Genomic DNA, 18,142 nt, shown 5'->3' on the forward strand with positions numbered 1-18,142 from the left:
ATTCATATCCTTTCTAAATATAGTACAAGTAATAATATATTATTTTTTCGCTATGTTTTAATATCAAACATTCACTTGAAACATATGCTATATTTCAATATGGACTAAATTAAATTTTTCTTATGATATTTAACATTATTAAAACTACATTCAATAACATTTTCACATACTTTAGCTAATTCAGTATTAATCCTTCCTAACTCTTTTTTAAAATTTTCACTTACATTATCATATTTTATTGAATCATTAAATATATAATCTGATATAATTACAACATTTTTAACTTTACATATTATTTCTTTGATATCATTTAATATTTTTAATGACGGAGATTCTATTATACCATCTTTTATAAACATTTCATTAACTAAAAGAGAGGTTACACTATCAATTAATACAGTATCTTCTTTATTAATATTTTTTGATACTTCTTTTAAATCTTTAAATTGTTCTAACGTAAAAAATCCTAATCCTAATCTTTTTCTAATATGTTTTTCTATTCGTTTTTTGTCTTCCTCATCATATGGCTTCATTGTAGCTATATATATAACTTTATCTTTATTTAAAGATAAAGCTATCTTTTCACCGTAATCAGATTTGCCACTCTTTGATCCACCTATTATCAAATAATTCATATTATTTCTCTATTCCTATTCTTGAATTAATACCTTTTTGATAAGGGTGTTTTATTACTTTTATTTCTGATACATAATCAGCTATATCTATTAAAACTTGATTTGGATTTCTTCCTGTTAAAACAACTTCTAAACCTTTAGGCTTACTTTTTAAAAATTCCATAACCTCCTGTAAGTCTATTAAATTTAAATTAATAGATGCTATTATCTCATCTAATATAAGTAAATCAATATCTTCATTAATAGATTTTAATGTAACCTCTTTAAATCTTTTTGAATGTTCATTCTTTGTTTTAAACTGCTCTTCCTCCGACATAAATTTAAAAAAGCTTTTTACGGGTTCTCCCTTATAAACTTGAAAATTTTCACCTAATTTTTCAATAGAAAGTAATTCTCCCGTATTATTATCTTTTAAAAATTGAGTAAGCAATACCTTTTTTTCTCTACCACATGCCCTCATTCCAAGTCCCATAGCAGCTGTTGTTTTTCCTTTTCCATCTCCACAATAAATATGTATAAGTCCTAAATCCATTATCATCATTCCTTACTTTTTATTTTACCTATATTTAAACCATATTAAAAAATAGTAAAGCAGCATATTTATTTTATCTTATACTTCATCTAAAAATCCAGTTAATAACTTACAATTAATTGATTTCTTTTTAGGCACATGAAATAATGTTCCTTATTTAATATAAATTCCTTTTATTATTTGTTTTATCTACATAATATTAATAAATCAAAACAATTATAACATAAGAGAAATAAGCCAACGATACCTTTTATATCATTGACTTATTCCTCTTATTTAATAGTATATTTTTCTATATTAATCCATTTTCTTTTAAAAATTCTTTTGCAACATCATTTGGATCTTCTCTTAACTCATCTACTTTATAATTCATTTCACTCATTACTTCATTTGTTATTAAAGGTGATATATTCTCAATAATAGGTAATATTTCTGGATATTTATCTAATACCTCAGAACGTACAATCGGAACTGCATAATATGGTGGAAAAAAGTTTTTATCATCTTTTAATATTTTAAGATCATATTTTTTTAATAATCCATCTGTTAAAAATGCATCTACAACATCACTTTCATTATTCATTAAAGCTGTATATTTAGGTGTACCATCAATTCCAATTTCTTGTTTAAAATTAAAATTATATTTCTTTTTTAACCCTATGACACCATCTTCTCTATTAAGAAACTCTAATGAAGTTGTAGCTATAAGTTTATCACCTACTTTAGCCATATCAGTTATTGAATCTAAATTATATTTTTGAGCTGTTTCTTTTTTTACCGCTAAAGCATAAGTGTTATTAAATCCCATTTGTTTTAATACTTCAATATTAAATTTTTCTTTATAATCTTTCTTAACAGTATTATAAACTTTTTCCACATCAGATATTGGCGGATACTTTAAAGTATCTCCATAACATGTACCAGTATAATCAACATACATATCAAGTTCTCCTGTTTTTAATGCTGAAAAACATATTTGAGTACCCCCAAGAGCCTTTTTACGTTCAACTGAAATATCTGTATTAGCTTCTATAGCTTCCGAAAGTATATTACAAAGTATCTCTTGCTCTGTATAATCCTTGCTTCCTATAGAAATTGTTTTATCATTATTTTTTAACGGTATATTATTTACTATAAATAAGGCTAATACTATACACGCTATAACTCCAATAAATTTCTTTAATTTCTTATTTTTCTTTAATTTTAGAACTAGATTTTTAGAAGTTCTTTTCTGTAAACTAATAGGTGTGACTAAAATTTCAATTATTCCAAATAAGAAATCAACTAATAATGCTAATATACAAGCTGGAATTGCACCTGCTAATATCTGATAATTATTAACTGTTCTTATTCCTGAAAAAACTAAATAACCTAATCCTCCGCCGCCAATAAAAGCTGCCATTGTCATAAGTCCTACTGCAGTAACTGCTGAAATTCTAACTCCTGACATAATAACTGGTAAAGCTAAAGGTAACTGTACTTTTACTAATATTTGAAATCTTGTAAGTCCTATAGCTTTTGCAGCTTCTAGCATTTGTGGATTTATGTTTTTAATTCCTGTATTTGTATTCTTTATAATAGGCAATAATGAATATAATACAACCATAACAATTGCAGGAGTTGTTCCTATTCCTAAAAATGGTATTGCAAATCCTAACAGTGCCATACTAGGAATAGCTTGAACAACATTAGCTACTGCTATAACAGGTTTATTTAATTTTTTTATATAACTTATGCATATACCTACTGGTATTGCAATCACAATTGCTAATCCTACAGCTAAAACCGTAAGTTTTATATGTTCAATTAGCAACATAAAAATTTGTGATTTAGATTCTATCAAATAATTCCAAAAACCATCCATTGTTTATTCTACCTCCTCTGTGTCCAAAAATTGCTGACTAAGAGTTGTAAACAAACTACTTTTAGTTATTATTCCTTTTAATATATTATCATTATCAATAACAGGAATTTTAGATATTTTCTTTTCTTTAACTAGCTCAAGTATATCTATTATTGTTTCATCTGGAGATATATTTAAAAAGTTAGATTCCATTACATTTTTTATAGATATGCTTCTATCCGTTTTATTTTGTATTTGTTTAGCTGTAATAATTCCTAAAAGACAATTAGATTTGTCAATTACCATTAAACTATCAACCTGAAAACTTCTCATTTTTTCCATAGCTTTTAATAATGACATATTTTTATAACAAGTAACTGGATTTTCAATCATTATATCTTTTGCTTTTATAAAATCTGGAGAAGACCATATTCTATTTTTACCAATAAATTCACTTACAAAATCATTACATGGATTTTTAAGTATATTTTCTGGAGTATCGTATTGAACTATCTCCCCATTATTCATTATACAAATTTTATCTGCTATTTTTATAGCTTCATCCATATCATGTGTAACAAAAACTATAGTTTTTCTTAATTTAGATTGTAAATCAATTAACTCATCTTGAAGTTGTAATCTTGTTATAGGATCAAGGGCACTAAATGGTTCATCCATCAATATTACTTCTGGTTCCGTTGCAAATGCTCTTGCAACACCTATTCTTTGTTGTTGTCCTCCACTAAGTTCAGTTGGGTAACGATCTAAATATTCTTCTGGATTTAGTCCCACCATATTCATCAATTCATACGTTTTCTTTTCTATAAAATTTTTATCTACCTTTTCTACTCTTTGAATTATTTCAATATTTTCTCTTATAGTCATATGAGGAAATAATCCCGTCTGTTGAATAACATACCCTATATTTCTTCTTAACTTTATAACATCTTTAAATGCAATATCTTCCCCATTAATTAAAATCTTACCTGTAGATGGTTTTATAAGAGCATTTATCATCTTTAGAGTAGTAGTCTTACCACATCCACTTGCACCAATAATACTTACTAATTCTCCTTTATTTATCTTAAAAGATATGTTTCTTAAAACATTTTGATTTTTAAAAACTTTACTTACATTCTTAAATTCTATCACTAAAAATCTCCCCCTCTTCGCAAGTAACAACTTTATTATAACATAAAGTTGTTACATTTTCCCAAAAGCTATATTTTAATTGGATATGAGATAATCACATGCTTTAATAGGAAATCATCATCAAGGTATGCTTTTTATAATATATTTTTAAGTAAAAAAATAAAGACAACATATTTTGTTGCCTTTAATTATAAGCGTTATGGATACATAAAATTGTAAACTCTTTCATAACAATCTTCCTCACCTACAAAATAGAAAATATCTCCTTCTCTAAATACAGCATATGGTCCTGGTGACATTACTAAAGAATCTCCTCTTTTTATTGCTATGATGGTTGCAAATGTATTGTGCCAAAAATTAATTTCTGATATATTCTTTCCTATGTAAGGTGTATTATTATTTATGTTTATTTCAAATGGTATAAATGGATTTATAGACTTAAACCTATCCGTTTTATCTATTAAATCTAACAGTTGTTCCTTAAGATATTTATTTTCCTCTGTTTGTCTTTCTATACTACTTAATATTTCTTTTTTCAAGTCGTTTACTGTTTGAATATCTTCATACTGCTTTACAAATTTAATTGCATTTTGGTGAGATTTTATTACAACCCCACTTCCTTTGGTCGTATCTACAATCTCCATATCATTTAAAATACAAATGGCTCTTCTAGCTGTTTCTGATGATACACTATATTGAGCTGCTAAAGCTGATCGTGCATATATTTTATCTCCCACTTTATAATGCCCATTTGCTATTTTCGAAGCAATATCTGCAGCTATTTGTTGATATACAGGACTTACTATTTTCAGTTTTTTCTTCATTTTTCCTATCCTCTTATTAAAATGTATATTTATAAAATAATTATTAAATTCACAGAAAAAATCCGATAAGCGGATATTTTTACTCTTTTATTTTTTTAGATTATATTCTCTAAAAAATAAGTTTTCAACACGTATTTTACCATACTATATAAATTTATTCTATTGTTTATATATAATCTGTTATTTATATATAAAATAAACAGTTAGATATAACTAATACATCTAACTGTTATATTATTAAAATTTATTTAAACTTATTTTTTATTATTTATTTTAAATTTATAACACTACCTCTTTCTATAAGTTGTGTATCTAATTCTATTATCTCATTTTCACATTTATTCTCAATTATTTTTATTAAAAGTTCACATGCAGTTTCTCCGAGTTTATATATTGGTTGTGCTATTGTTGTAAGTTCCGGTTCAAACAAAGCTGACATATTTATATTATCAAATCCTAATATAGATATATCTTCAGGTATCTTATAACCATTTCGTATAAGATACTTCATTCCCCCAAGTGCCATTACATCACTACTATAAAATATAGCATCAATATTTTTTGAAACTGATAATAATTCCTCAGTAGCCTTAATTCCTCCTTCAATAGAAAAATCTGACTCTATCATTAAGTTTTCATTATATAATCCCAAACTTTTACTAGTTTCTATATAACTTTCATTTCTTAATTTAGCTACTTTAACTTTTGCATTTCCACCAACAAAAGCAATATTTCTATGATTTAATTTATATAAATATTCTATTCCCTGTTTAATACCTTCAATATTCTTAGAAAATACACCACTATATTCATTTATCGATTCTACATATCTATCTACTAAAACAAAAGGAACTTTATTACTCTTTAATATATTTAAATTCCGTTCACTATTACCACCTGCCGCAAATATAACACCGTCAACTAATTTGCTTATAAGTAGTTTTACATATTTTTCCTCTTTATCTGTATTATTATAAGAATTACATAAAATAATATTATAATTTAATTTTTCTGCAGTATCTTCTATTGTTTTTGCCATCATTGCAAAGAAGGGATTCTCTATGTCAGGTAATATTATCCCAATTGTATTAGTTCTATTTGTACTTAAACTTCTAGCTACAGTATTGGGAATATAATTCATTTCACTCGCAGCTTTAAGAATTTTCTTTCTTGTTTCATCTGATACATTTATTGGTTTATTATTTAATACCATAGAAACTGTAGTCTTTGAAACATTTACTTCCTTAGCTATATCCATTATAGTAACTTTTTTCACAATGTCTCCCTCCATAATATAACTTATAATAAGTTCTATTATCTTTATATTTTATAGCATTCTTATAATACCAAAAATAATTAATTTTACCAAACTATTTTTTATAATAAATAACTTTTCAATACTTAATTTCTTATAAATACGATTCTATTTTTTTAATTATAACATATAGTAAAAAAGCTTTTAAATGCATCTTATCGATAAAAGATCTCTACTAAAAGTAGAGATCTTTTATTAGTTATATTTATTTGGTTAATACTTTTAATTCTGCTGGAACTTGTTTTTCTACAGTTTCACCTTTTAAAATTTTGCCTGCTTGTTCTACAGAAAGTTCTCCCATTAACCCTGGTTGTTGAGCTATAGTTGCAGTCATCTCACCAGCTTTTACAGCTGTTTCTGCATCTGCATTTCCATCAAATCCTATAACCATAACATTTTTATTAGCTGCCTTTAACGCTTTTACAGCCCCTAAAGCCATTTCATCATTATGAGCAAATACTACGTCAAAATCTGGAGTTGCTTGAATTATATTTTCCATTACTGATAATCCTTTTTGTCTATCAAAATCTGCTGCTTGGCTTGCTACTACTTTTACATTACTTTTACCAGCTATAATATCATTGAAACCTTTACCTCTATCTCTTGTAGCTGATGCACCTGGTACACCTTGAAGTTCTACTATATTAATAGTTTGTTTATCTTTTAAAGTCTCTAACATATATTCTGCTGCCATATTTCCACCTTTTACGTTATCAGAAGATATATGAGAGGCAACTTCCCCACCATTTGCTTCTCTATCTAAAGTTATTACTGGTACTTTGCTATCATTAGCAACTTGTATTGAATTTTTAACTGCATCACTATCTGTTGGATTTATTATTAATGCAGCCACACCTTGTTGGATTAAATCTTCCACATTTGATCTTTCTTTAGTAGAATCATTTTGTGAATCTAAAACTACTAGCTCATACCCCATTTCCTTAGCTTTCTTTTCTGCACCCTCTTTCATTGAAACGAAGAATGGATTATTTAATGTTGAAAGAACCATACCTACTTTATTATCATTAGTCTTTTTTTGTGAACATCCCATAAAACTTCCAACCATTAATGCTCCAGCCATAGTAAGTGATAATAATTTTAAACTTCTTCTTCTCATAATTAATTTCCTCCTCTTTGTCTTATAAATTATTTATATTTTTTTAAGTATCTTTTTTATTTTCTCCCTTTTTTGTCTAATAATACAGCTACTAATATAACTATTCCTTTTATTATTAATTGATAGAATGGTGATACATTAAGAAGATTTAGTCCGTTATTTAAAACTCCTATAATTAATGCACCTATTATAGTACCCATTACACTTCCTTCTCCACCTGCAAGGCTGGTACCACCTATTACTACTGCAGCAATTGCATCTAATTCAAATCCTGATCCTGCATTCGGAGAAGCTGAACCAATTCTACTAGTTATAATAACACCACTTATTGCAGCTGCTATACCTGAAACTACATATACTAGAGTCTTTATTCTATCTGTATTTATACCTGAAAGTCTTGCTGAATCTTCATTTCCACCTAAAGCATATAAATATCTGCCAAATCTTGTTTGAGTTAATACGTAATATGCTATTCCTACCATTATGGCTGTGATTATTACTGGTAGTGGTAATATTCCTAATTTTAAATTTCCTATAGCATTAAAACTTCCTGTTAATCCTGATATAGGATTTCCATTTGTAAATACATAAGTTACACCTCTAAATATAGTCATAGAAGCAAGAGTAACTATAAATGCTTGAACTTTTCCTTTTGAAATAAGCATTCCATTAATAACACCTACTATAATACCTACTACTATTGCAGCCACGATCGCCAAGAATACGTTTCCATTAGAGTTAATAATTGATGCAGCTAATGCTCCACTAATAGCTAATGTTGATCCTACTGATAAATCTATTCCTCCTGTTAAAATTACAAATGTCATACCTATAGCAATTATTGCATTCACAGAAACTTGAGTTAATACGTTAGTTATATTTGATATTGATAAAAATCTTGGAGTTAATATAGAAATAGCTATACATAATATGAAAAGCCCTATTAATGATTTATATTTTGATAAATTTTTATTTTTAATACTTTGCATAATTATCCCACCTTTTTTCACTTTATACCTACAGCTAACTTCATTACTGATTCTTGGTTAGCTTCATCTCTTGAAAGTTCGCCTGAAACTGCGCCTTCTCTCATTACCATAATCCTATCGCTTATGCCTAAAACTTCTGGTAAATCTGAAGAAATCATTATTATAGCTTTACCCATAGCTTTTAACTTATTTAATAATTCATATATCTCCTTTTTAGCTCCCACATCTATACCTCTTGTGGGTTCATCAATAATTAAAACTTTAGGTGATAATAATAACCATTTTGCTAAAATAACCTTTTGTTGATTACCTCCACTTAAATTTTTTATAAGTTGTTCAGCATTTGGAGTTCTTATTCTTAATTTCGCAATATAATCTTCAACATCTTTTTCTTCTAAAGATCTATTAACACGTTTTAAATTGTTTTGGTACACCTGTAGATTTGCTAATGTCATATTTTCAGCTACAGACATTCCTAAAATTAGTCCTTCTTTCTTTCTATCCTCTGGTAAATAACATACCCCTTTATCTATAGCATCCTTTGGGCATTTTATATTTACCTTTTGACCGTCTATAAATATTTCTCCACTTTCACTTTTAAAATCTCCAAATATTGTTTTTGCAAGTTCTGTTCTGCCAGCGCCCATTAAGCCTGCTACACCAAGTATTTCACCTGCATCAACTTTAAAAGAAACATTTTTAACTTTCTTTTGATAATTTAAATTCTCTACATTTAATATTGTTTCACCTTTTTCAACTTTCTTATATGGGAATTGATCTTCTATAGTTCTTCCTACCATCATTGCTATTAATTTATCATTATTAATATCAGCAACCTTAGCTTCACCAGCATATTTACCGTCTCTAAGTACTGCCACCCTATCACACATTGCAAATATTTCTTCCATTCTATGAGATATGTATATTATAGCTATATTTTTTTTCTTAAGATTATCAATTACCTCAAATAATTTTTTAGTTTCTACATCTGTAAGTGCAGTTGTTGGTTCATCCATTATGATTATACTTGAATTTTTAGTTAAAGCTTTTGCGATTTCTATCATCTGCTTTTCTCCTACATTGATATCTCTTACCAATGCTTCTGGATCAACAGTACATCCTATTTGATCTAAGAATAATTTACTTCTTTCTATTAAAAGCTTTTTATTTATCTTTCTTGTATATTTAGAAAATTTTTCATTTCCTAAGAAAATATTTTCTGCTACTGTTAGATTAGGGAGAACACTTAACTCTTGATGTATTATGGCAATTCCTAAGTTTTCTGCTTCTTTGATTCCTTTAATAGTAACCTCTTCACCATCTATAAATATCTTTCCCTCATCTTTAGTATAAACTCCACTTAAAATTTTCATTAAAGTAGATTTTCCTGCTCCATTTTCTCCCATTAAAGCTGTTACTTCTCCACCATAAGCCGTAAGATTAACATTATCGAGTGCTTTTACTCCAGGGAAGATTTTTGATATATTATCCATCTTCAATTTAGGTTTCTTTGTTTCCATTAGAATTCCCCCTTTTTTAAAAAACAACTCCTGATTTTAAAATTATATTTGCATAAGGAGTTTGTTCTCCAGTTCTTACTACTGCTTTACATTCCTTTAATTTAACTTTTAATTCTTCATGAGAAATAAATGTTACTTTAGTATCTTTTATTTCCTCTTTTATTTGATTAAATATATTAGGATTAATATCCTTAGTTTCAGTAGCTAAAATAACTTCTTCAACTTCTAATTCTAATAAAATAGCTTTCATTGTATCCATAAAAGTTGGTAAATCTTTTATAAGTGCTAAATCTATTCTTTTAGTTTCATCTGGAATAGGTAATCCACAATCTCCTATTGCTAACATATCTGTATGACCCATTTTAGAAATAACTAAGGATAATTCACTATTTAATAACTGTGTCTTTTTCATTTTATAATTCCTCCTTATAAGTTCTTATTACCTCTTCTAAATATGGTATTGATGTTTGAGCACCTTCCTTTTGGACTGCTAATGAAGATACCATATTTCCAAATTTAACAGCTTTGGTCAAATTATCAAATGATAGTTCATTAATACAAAGCTTAGAACTTAATCCACCTATAAAACTATCACCTGCTGCTGTTGTATCTATTGCATTAACTTTAAATGCATTTACTATCTCTGCATCTTCTTTAGAAACTACTGCTGCACCTTTTTCTCCTAAAGTTATAATTGTATATTTAACGCCTTTATCTATTAAAATTTTTGCAGCTTTTTTAGCGGTTTCTAAATCTGAAACTGTTACTCCTGTAATAACTTGTGCTTCAGTCTCATTAGGTATTATCATATCAGTATACTTTAATAACTCATCACTTATTGTTTTTGCTGGTGCTGGATTTAATATTGTTATTTTATTTAATTCTTTTGCTCTTTTAAAAGCTTTTATTGCAATATCTTCTGGAGTTTCAAATTGTGAAATTACAATATCACTATTTAAAATTGCTTCTTCTGCATTATCTATATCTTTATCATCTATTTTCATATTTGCACCTGGTTCAACAATTATAGAGTTATTTCCATTTTTATTAACCATTATCATTGCCATACCAGTTGTTTCATTTTCATCTATTGAAATATATTGAGTGTTCATACCTTCTTTTTTAAACCCCTCAACCATATTCCTTCCATTATCATCATTTCCAACCTTACCAATCATATAAACATTAGCACCTGATCTTCTTGCAGCTACTGCTTGATTAGCCCCTTTTCCCCCAGGTATCTTTTTAAAATTATTTGATAAAATTGTTTCTCCTTCTTTAGGCATATTTTCTATTTGAAAAACAAAATCCATATTTATGCTTCCTAAAATACAAATGTTATTCATATTAAATTAAACCTCCATATATATTATATGTTCTTTAGTTAATCGGTTTACTTTACCGGTTAACTTTATAATACACTGCTTTGAATACATTTACAATAGATTTTTTTTATTTTTTCTAATAAATTAAATACATATTTAGAATCAAATACTTTATATTGAATTTAAAACCATGTTTCTAACTTCTTTTTATAATATTATAATTTCTTAATATTTTTAATTTATTCATATAGAAAAATTAATATCTCTATCTTTTATTTATTAAAAATCACTATGTTTTAAGTGACTATTAATATTTTAAAACATAACTTTAAAAATAAATAAAAGAATCTTCATTAATTTAAAGATTCTTTTATTTTTCACATATCTTATAGGAAACATCTATTACATTTTTAATCAATTTATCAAATCCATATTTGATTTAGTATAAATAATTTTTATTTTAAATTCTATTTTTCAAAATTAATATATTAACTATCACTTAATCTATTTAAACTATTATAATGTTTTATATCATATTAAACCTTTATCAAAGAACAAATGTATAACGACTAATTACATTAGAAATAAATAATAATAGACTAGATATAAAAGCATGGTATGCTCTTTTAATTTCTTTTTCATCTTTACTTATAGATGAAATTCTTTGGTATTCTACCCAATTTATGCTTAAAAAAACTCCTGCTGCATAAATACCCAAAGTATTTGCAACTTTAGGATTATCACTCTTATCAACAAGATTTTCTGCATAATTAGTACCCTGTATTTGATCTATCAGTTTAGCTCTTTGCCAAAAATTAAAATCTAAATTTTTTAATAGTGATATAATAATAACGTATAATGTATTAATTGATAAATTAATAATACCTATTTGTCTCATTAATTCATTTATATCTATTTCTGAAGAAGTATTATCTGTTTGACCTTGTGTAGAACTATCAGTTGAAGTACTTGAACTTGTATTTTCGTGCTTAGTTTCTGATTTATTTATGTTATTAAAGTTTTTTTGGCTATTATTCTCATTATTTTTTGCCATTATCTCACCTACATTATAAATACTATTAATTATTAATCTATGCTTTATCTTAAAGGCGACAAAGTTAATACATTAATTAAAATTAATATTATATTATTTAATGTATGTATAATTAATATAAATGGACTTTATTAGTTATAAATATACTAAAAAAATGATGCATCAAAATTATTTAATACATCATTCTTACTATAAAAATAAATTTTATTTAAAAATATAGTTTAATTTATTTTTCTTAATTCATCTAAATAACAATCATCTATCTTTGCTTCTTCAAATGTAGCCATGTTATTCATTACTGCACATGCTGAATCCATTATAGAAAAAGCTAAAGGGCACCCACTACCCTCTCCAAGTCCCATATCCAAATTTAAAATAGCCTCTAATTCAAGTTCCTTCATAGCAATTTTAAAGCCAATTTCTTTTGAACCATGAGAAGTAAACATATATTTTTTAACTTTCGAATTTAATCTATATGCTACAAGTGCTGCAACTACTGATATAAATCCATCAATTACAACAGGTATTTTATAATATGCTGAACCTAAAAACACCCCTACCATTGCTGCTATATCAAACCCTCCAACTTTTGATACTACATCTATAGGGTCATTTTTTTTAGGCTTGTTTATATTTATTGCTTTTTTAACTACTTCTATTTTCTTTTTGTAAGCTTCCTCTAAAAGCCCTCCTCCATATCCTACAACATCTTCTACATTACACCCTGTTAATGATGATAAAACAGCACTACTTGTTGAAGTGTTACCTATTCCCATTTCTCCAACTCCAAGTATTTTATAACCTTCTTCTTTTGCACTTTCTACTGCTTCAACTCCAACTAATATTGCATGAAGTGCTTCCTCATAAGTCATTGCATTTCCTTTTGCTATATTATTAGTTGATTTTCTTATCTTCCTATTTAAAACTGATGGATGAGTAAAATCGCTATTTATTCCTACATCAATCACTTTTAAATCTGTATTATTAGCCTTAGCAATTACTCCAACACCTGTTAAGCCTTTAGTAAAATTAATTGTTTGTGATAATGTTACATACTGTGGTGTAGATGCAACACCTTCTTCCACCACTCCATTATCAGCGCACATTATAATTATTGCTCTTTTATCCAAAGTATTTTTTATATTTCCAGTAATCCCAGCAAGCTTAATAGCCATAGTCTCCAATTTACCAAGACTATTTAAAGGTTTGGCAAGTGAATTCATTCTATCAGTTGCTTTCTTTATTACTAAACTATCTAAATCACTTATTCCTTCTAGTACTTCTTTTAATAACTTTTCACTATTACTCATTTTTTTAATTCACCTATTCCCAACACTACTTTTTATATTATTTATTTATGCTATATTTTAAAACAGTGTTGATATTCTAGTATAAGCCTGAACTGGCATTGAAATTTATACTACAATATCAACCTTCACTTAAAACATAGCCTTTATTTAAAACATAGCCTTTATTTAAAATAAATTCCTCTGTCCATGAAACTTTATACCAAAATACAAACTATTTTAAAAATATTATTTTAACTTACTTATTAAATACTTTATTAAATCTTCTTCGTTATTAAATTCTAAATCATATTTAAACTTAGGATTTTCAATAACTATTAACTTAATATTACACTCTCTTACAGCCTTAAGCTTCTCTAAAACACCCCCTTGAATTCCACTATCTTTAGTTAATACAGCTTTTATATTATATTGGTTAATAAAAGCTTTCTCTAATTCATATGATATGGGGCCTTTAAGTGCTATTATATCTTCAATTTTTACTCCAGCTTGGATTATCTTTCTCAAAACTTCATATGAAGGAAGTATCCTATGTAATACTCTATAATTAAAATTTATATCTAAAAATTTTGAAATATTATTACTTCCTGTTGTGTTTAATACATTTCCATCTAATGATTTCATTAATTCAATTGCTTCTTCATAATTTTTTACTCTTATTATATCTTCACCCTGAATTTCTTCTAAAGCTCCTAGTCTTTCATATCTAACATAATTAATTTTAAGTTCTTTAGAGCATTCTATTGCATTATTAGTAACCTCTTTTGCATAAGGGTGTGATGCATCAACTAAAATTTTTATTTTATTTTCTTTTATCCATTTAATCATATTTTCTTTATTTAAAGGCTTAGTATTTAAACTTTTAAATTTAAACTTTTTTAAAAGTTCTCCACCATAATTAGTTGCCGTGGTTATAGCAATATCTTCAGTGTATTCATTAATTAACGATAGAATTTTTTTCCCCTCTGAAGTCCCTAAAATAAATCCTATCATTATTTTATAGCATCCCTTTTCTTGTTAGAATATCCTCTTGGAGTTATAAAGCATCCATCTTTTAAAAAGCTCTTTGAATTTCCAATTATAACAATAGACATCATATCAACTATTTCATCATTAAAATCTTTAATTTCACACAATGTATAACTTTGACCTTCTCTTAAAGCATTCCTAACAACTGCAACTGGAGTGGAATCTTTTCTAAATTCTTTGATTATCTCCATACATTCACCTAAATACTTATCTCTTCCCTTACTCTTAGGATTATAAAGAGAAATAACAAAATCTCCTTCTGCGGCAAGTCTTACTCTCTTTTTTATATCTTCATAAGGTGTCATTAAATCACTTAAACTAATATTACAATTATCATGCATAAGTGGAGCACCAACTATTGAACCAGCTGAACTTGATGCAGTAATTCCTGGAATTATTTCAACATTTTCATCCGTTTTCATTTCAAGAATTAATCCTGCCATTCCATAAATTCCTGAATCTCCAGTGCTTATAAGTGCTACATTTTTTTCTTTAGAAAGCTCTAATGCTTCTCTACATCTAGCCTCTTCCCCCATCATTCCTGTTGAATGAACTTCCTTATCATTTATTAATTCCTTTATCATATCTATGTACTTTGTATATCCAACAATTATATCGCTTTCTTCAATCCCCTTTATAGCCCTAACACTCATATTTTCTATTGAACCTGGCCCTATTCCTATAACTCTAAGTATTCCCAAAATCTTTTCCTCCTAAATATTTAAATTGCTCAATGTTTTAAAATAGTGTTGATAAAGTAAAGTCCTCTGTCTATGAGCTTTATCCGATAGCTGGTATCTGTAATTTCATAACAGCTACACGCTCCTGGATAACAACTTCTAACCATCAGTCAAAGACAAGCTTTATCTGATGATAAGAATTCTGTTTATACGATAATATCAACTTTTACTTTAAAACATAAACTATATTATTCCTTAACTCCAATACATAATGTAATTCCATTATCTTTTATTTTATTAACTATTATTTTTCCACCTGATAAATCTACACATGGCTCACAAACATTATAAACACCAACATTTTTTAATACAAAATCACTTTTTTCAAATTTATCTTCAACTTTTTTTATTTCATCTACAGAAAATGTCTTAAATTCACATTCTAAAGTTTTACTTAAATCAATAATAGCTTTTTCATTTTTCTTTATATCAATAGATACTATTTCTTTAACTGCTTTAATATCTAAATTATTCATAGTCAAATATTTTCTTATACACTCTTCTAGTTTTTCACTTGGAGTATCTCTTCTACATCCTATTCCCAAAATTAAATCTTTTTTTATTAATCTTAAAATTTTAGAATAGTCTAAACCATTATTTAAATTTAATTCCTTAGTTTCATAGATTTTATCTTTATCAGCTTTTATTTTGTGAGTTATCCAAATAGAATCTTCTCTTAACATTGGTATTAATTCATATCCTTTAAGTTTATCCAACTTTTTATAATCATCTTTTATCCCTACTAAATTCCCTTTTACCAATAATGAAGATATATACTTTGCTTTCTTTAAGTCTTCTATTATAAAATCATTATGTTTTGCTAAAACATCTGGAGCAACTATTCCCAAATTATCTGTTGCAGTTGTTATTATAGGAGTATTGTTTAAAAGCTTAGATATCTTTGTAGCCAGTTCATTTCCTCCACCTAAATGTCCTGATAATAAACTTATAGAGTATTTATTAGCCAAATCAACTACAACCACACCTGGATCTTTATCCTTAGTTTTTATAAAAGGCGCAATAGCTCTTACTGCAATACCTGTCGAAGATATGAATATTATTCCATTTGAATTATTAAATGCTTCTTTTGTAACATTGCTTAAATTAAAATCATACGTACTATATAGATTATTAAACGAGTTTATCTCTTTACTACTATCTAATTCACACTCACAATTATTACCTTCTTCTTTTATGTATAAAATTCCATTAAAACTCTTCTTAAGAAAATATGCCATCTCCTTTCCTTTAGGAGATGGACATATTATACTAATCATTTCTTTTCCTCTGCCTCTCTGAACATATGAGAGAAGCTTTTATCATATAATAAACTTTTTTCAAAATCACTATCAATAAAATCTCCAACCAAAATCTGTGCACATTTAGTGATATTATTCTCTTTTACTTTTTCAACTATATCATCTAATGTTCCCATTATTATTCTTTCATCTTCCCAAGTTGCTCTTTCTACAACCGCTATACCTACATTCTTTTTATAGCCTGCTCTTAATTTTTTAACAACCTTTTCTATCATTGAAACTGAAAGAAATATAGCCATAGAAGCTCCTACTGATGCTAAAACTTCAAGATCTTCTGTTTCTGGTACAGGAGTTCTACCTTCTACCCTTGTTAATATAACTGTTTGGGTAACACTAGGAAGAGTAAACTCTCTCTTTATTGAAGAAGCTGCTGCTGTAAAAGAACTCACTCCTGGAACAACTTCATATTCTATGTTTAATCTATCAAGTTCAACCATTTGCTCTCTTATAGCACCATATATTGATGGATCACCTGTATGTAATCTAACTACTAATTTACCCATCTGTTCTTCCATAGTCATAACTTCTAATACGTCTTCTAATGTCATATTAGCAGAATTATAAACTTGAACATCTTTCTTGCAATATTCTAAATGTTCTTTTGAAACTAAAGAACCTGCATATATTACAACATCAGCTCTTTCTAATAAATCTCTTCCTCTAACTGTGATTAAATCTACTGCTCCTGGTCCTGCTCCTATGAAATAAACCATATTACACCTCTTTCTTCATTTAAACCGAAATTAATCTTTCCAAAATGACTCATCTAAAATTTTATTCTCTGCTTGCTATTATTAATGACATATAATCTCTAAGTTTTAATATTGATTCTCTATCAGTTAATACAGTTTCACCTTCTCTTCCAACTCTACTGATATAAGTATAATTAAATCCTTTTTCTTCTAATATATTTAACACTTCTTCCTCATGTTTATACAGCTTCATTACTACAATAAATTTTTCATCTGTTATTTCATTTATCTTAGCTGCAGGTAAGATAACCAATTTTTCATTACCAATTACTAAAGTTTTATCTACTAAACTTGCTCCTGCACAAAAAGATGTTATTCCTGGAACTGTTTTAACCTCAAAACCATGTTCCTTAACATGACTTAACATATGAATATAAGTACTATAAACATATGGATCTCCTATAGTCAAAAAAGCAACGTTTTTTCCTTCTGATAATCTTTTTTCTATAAAGTCATATGCTTCTTTAGACTTTATCGTTCTATCTTTTCCACCCATTGGGAAATGCAAAATTGCAACTTCTGCATCATCTCTTACATAATCTTTTGCTGTCTCAAATGCAATGCTTTCTCCACCTTCCGTTGCTGTTGGTGCAACTATTACATCACATTTTTCTATTATTTTTGAACCTTTAACAGTTATAAGTTCTTTATCCCCTGGTCCTACTCCTACTCCGTATAATACTGGCATA

The 18,142-nt window shown here is 27.3% G+C and carries 18 protein-coding genes; all 18 read right to left on the reverse strand.

All coding sequences use genetic code 11. The features are described 5' to 3' along the window. Positions 1-104 precede the first annotated feature (104 nt). A complete protein-coding gene (locus KYD98_RS03845; RefSeq protein ID WP_219778264.1) occupies positions 105-635 on the reverse strand; it encodes a bifunctional adenosylcobinamide kinase/adenosylcobinamide-phosphate guanylyltransferase in 531 nt (176 codons plus the stop codon). Between the two features lies 1 nt (position 636). Next, positions 637-1,167: a cob(I)yrinic acid a,c-diamide adenosyltransferase gene (locus tag KYD98_RS03850; RefSeq protein WP_219778265.1), complete on the reverse strand. Its 531-nt coding sequence runs from the start codon at positions 1,165-1,167 to the stop codon at positions 637-639. A 292-nt stretch (positions 1,168-1,459) separates the two neighbouring features. After that, positions 1,460-3,031 carry an ABC transporter permease/substrate-binding protein gene (locus KYD98_RS03855; RefSeq protein WP_219778266.1) on the reverse strand — a complete coding sequence of 524 codons (1,572 nt, stop codon included), beginning with the start codon at positions 3,029-3,031 and terminating at the stop codon, positions 1,460-1,462. Positions 3,032-3,034: 3 nt separating this feature from the next. Beyond that, positions 3,035-4,162 carry a betaine/proline/choline family ABC transporter ATP-binding protein gene (locus KYD98_RS03860; RefSeq protein ID WP_219778267.1) on the reverse strand — a complete coding sequence of 376 codons (1,128 nt, stop codon included), beginning with the start codon at positions 4,160-4,162 and terminating at the stop codon, positions 3,035-3,037. 197 nt (positions 4,163-4,359) lie between these two features. Continuing rightward, positions 4,360-4,986 (reverse strand): GntR family transcriptional regulator, encoded by a 627-nt coding sequence (locus tag KYD98_RS03865; RefSeq protein WP_219778268.1) that lies wholly within the window; start codon positions 4,984-4,986, stop codon positions 4,360-4,362. A gap of 268 nt (positions 4,987-5,254) precedes the next feature. Then, positions 5,255-6,262, reverse strand: coding sequence for a LacI family DNA-binding transcriptional regulator (locus KYD98_RS03870; protein ID WP_219778269.1), 1,008 nt, complete (start codon positions 6,260-6,262; stop codon positions 5,255-5,257). Positions 6,263-6,506: 244 nt separating this feature from the next. Then, on the reverse strand, positions 6,507-7,418 hold the full coding sequence (rbsB, locus tag KYD98_RS03875) for a ribose ABC transporter substrate-binding protein RbsB (protein ID WP_219778270.1): 912 nt from the start codon (positions 7,416-7,418) through the stop codon (positions 6,507-6,509). A 56-nt stretch (positions 7,419-7,474) separates the two neighbouring features. Continuing rightward, entirely contained in the window at positions 7,475-8,407 is a 933-nt protein-coding gene (locus KYD98_RS03880; RefSeq protein WP_219778271.1) for an ABC transporter permease, read from the reverse strand. Between the two features lie 17 nt (positions 8,408-8,424). Then, entirely contained in the window at positions 8,425-9,927 is a 1,503-nt protein-coding gene (locus KYD98_RS03885) for a sugar ABC transporter ATP-binding protein (protein ID WP_219778272.1), read from the reverse strand. Between the two features lie 16 nt (positions 9,928-9,943). Continuing rightward, positions 9,944-10,339 (reverse strand): D-ribose pyranase, encoded by a 396-nt coding sequence (gene rbsD, locus KYD98_RS03890; RefSeq protein ID WP_219778273.1) that lies wholly within the window; start codon positions 10,337-10,339, stop codon positions 9,944-9,946. A 1-nt stretch (position 10,340) separates the two neighbouring features. Further along, positions 10,341-11,273: a ribokinase gene (rbsK, locus tag KYD98_RS03895; protein ID WP_219778274.1), complete on the reverse strand. Its 933-nt coding sequence runs from the start codon at positions 11,271-11,273 to the stop codon at positions 10,341-10,343. A 526-nt stretch (positions 11,274-11,799) separates the two neighbouring features. Continuing rightward, the gene (locus tag KYD98_RS03900) at positions 11,800-12,306 is read right to left on the reverse strand and encodes a hypothetical protein (RefSeq protein ID WP_219778275.1); all 507 of its coding nucleotides are present in this window, start codon (positions 12,304-12,306) and stop codon (positions 11,800-11,802) included. A 221-nt stretch (positions 12,307-12,527) separates the two neighbouring features. Further along, on the reverse strand, positions 12,528-13,616 hold the full coding sequence (gene cobT, locus KYD98_RS03905) for a nicotinate-nucleotide--dimethylbenzimidazole phosphoribosyltransferase (RefSeq protein ID WP_219778276.1): 1,089 nt from the start codon (positions 13,614-13,616) through the stop codon (positions 12,528-12,530). Positions 13,617-13,841: 225 nt separating this feature from the next. Then, entirely contained in the window at positions 13,842-14,606 is a 765-nt protein-coding gene (locus KYD98_RS03910; RefSeq protein WP_219778277.1) for a cobalt-precorrin-6A reductase, read from the reverse strand. Continuing rightward, entirely contained in the window at positions 14,606-15,343 is a 738-nt protein-coding gene (cobJ, locus tag KYD98_RS03915) for a precorrin-3B C(17)-methyltransferase (RefSeq protein WP_219778278.1), read from the reverse strand. The genes KYD98_RS03910 and cobJ overlap by 1 nt, the downstream gene beginning before the upstream one ends. Positions 15,344-15,570: 227 nt before the next feature. Next, positions 15,571-16,659, reverse strand: a complete 1,089-nt coding sequence (gene cbiG / locus KYD98_RS03920) for a cobalt-precorrin 5A hydrolase (RefSeq protein WP_219778279.1) — start codon at positions 16,657-16,659, stop codon at positions 15,571-15,573. Next, positions 16,656-17,414, reverse strand: coding sequence for a precorrin-4 C(11)-methyltransferase (cobM, locus tag KYD98_RS03925; RefSeq protein WP_219778280.1), 759 nt, complete (start codon positions 17,412-17,414; stop codon positions 16,656-16,658). Before cobM ends, cbiG begins: the two co-directional genes overlap by 4 nt. Positions 17,415-17,475: 61 nt before the next feature. After that, complete coding sequence (locus KYD98_RS03930; RefSeq protein WP_219778281.1) at positions 17,476-18,141, reverse strand: cobalt-factor II C(20)-methyltransferase; 666 nt, start codon at positions 18,139-18,141, stop codon at positions 17,476-17,478. Between the last annotated feature and the right edge of the window lies 1 nt (position 18,142).

The organism is Clostridium weizhouense (assembly GCF_019431045.1).
Taxonomy (GTDB): Bacteria; Bacillota; Clostridia; order Clostridiales; family Clostridiaceae; genus Clostridium; species Clostridium weizhouense.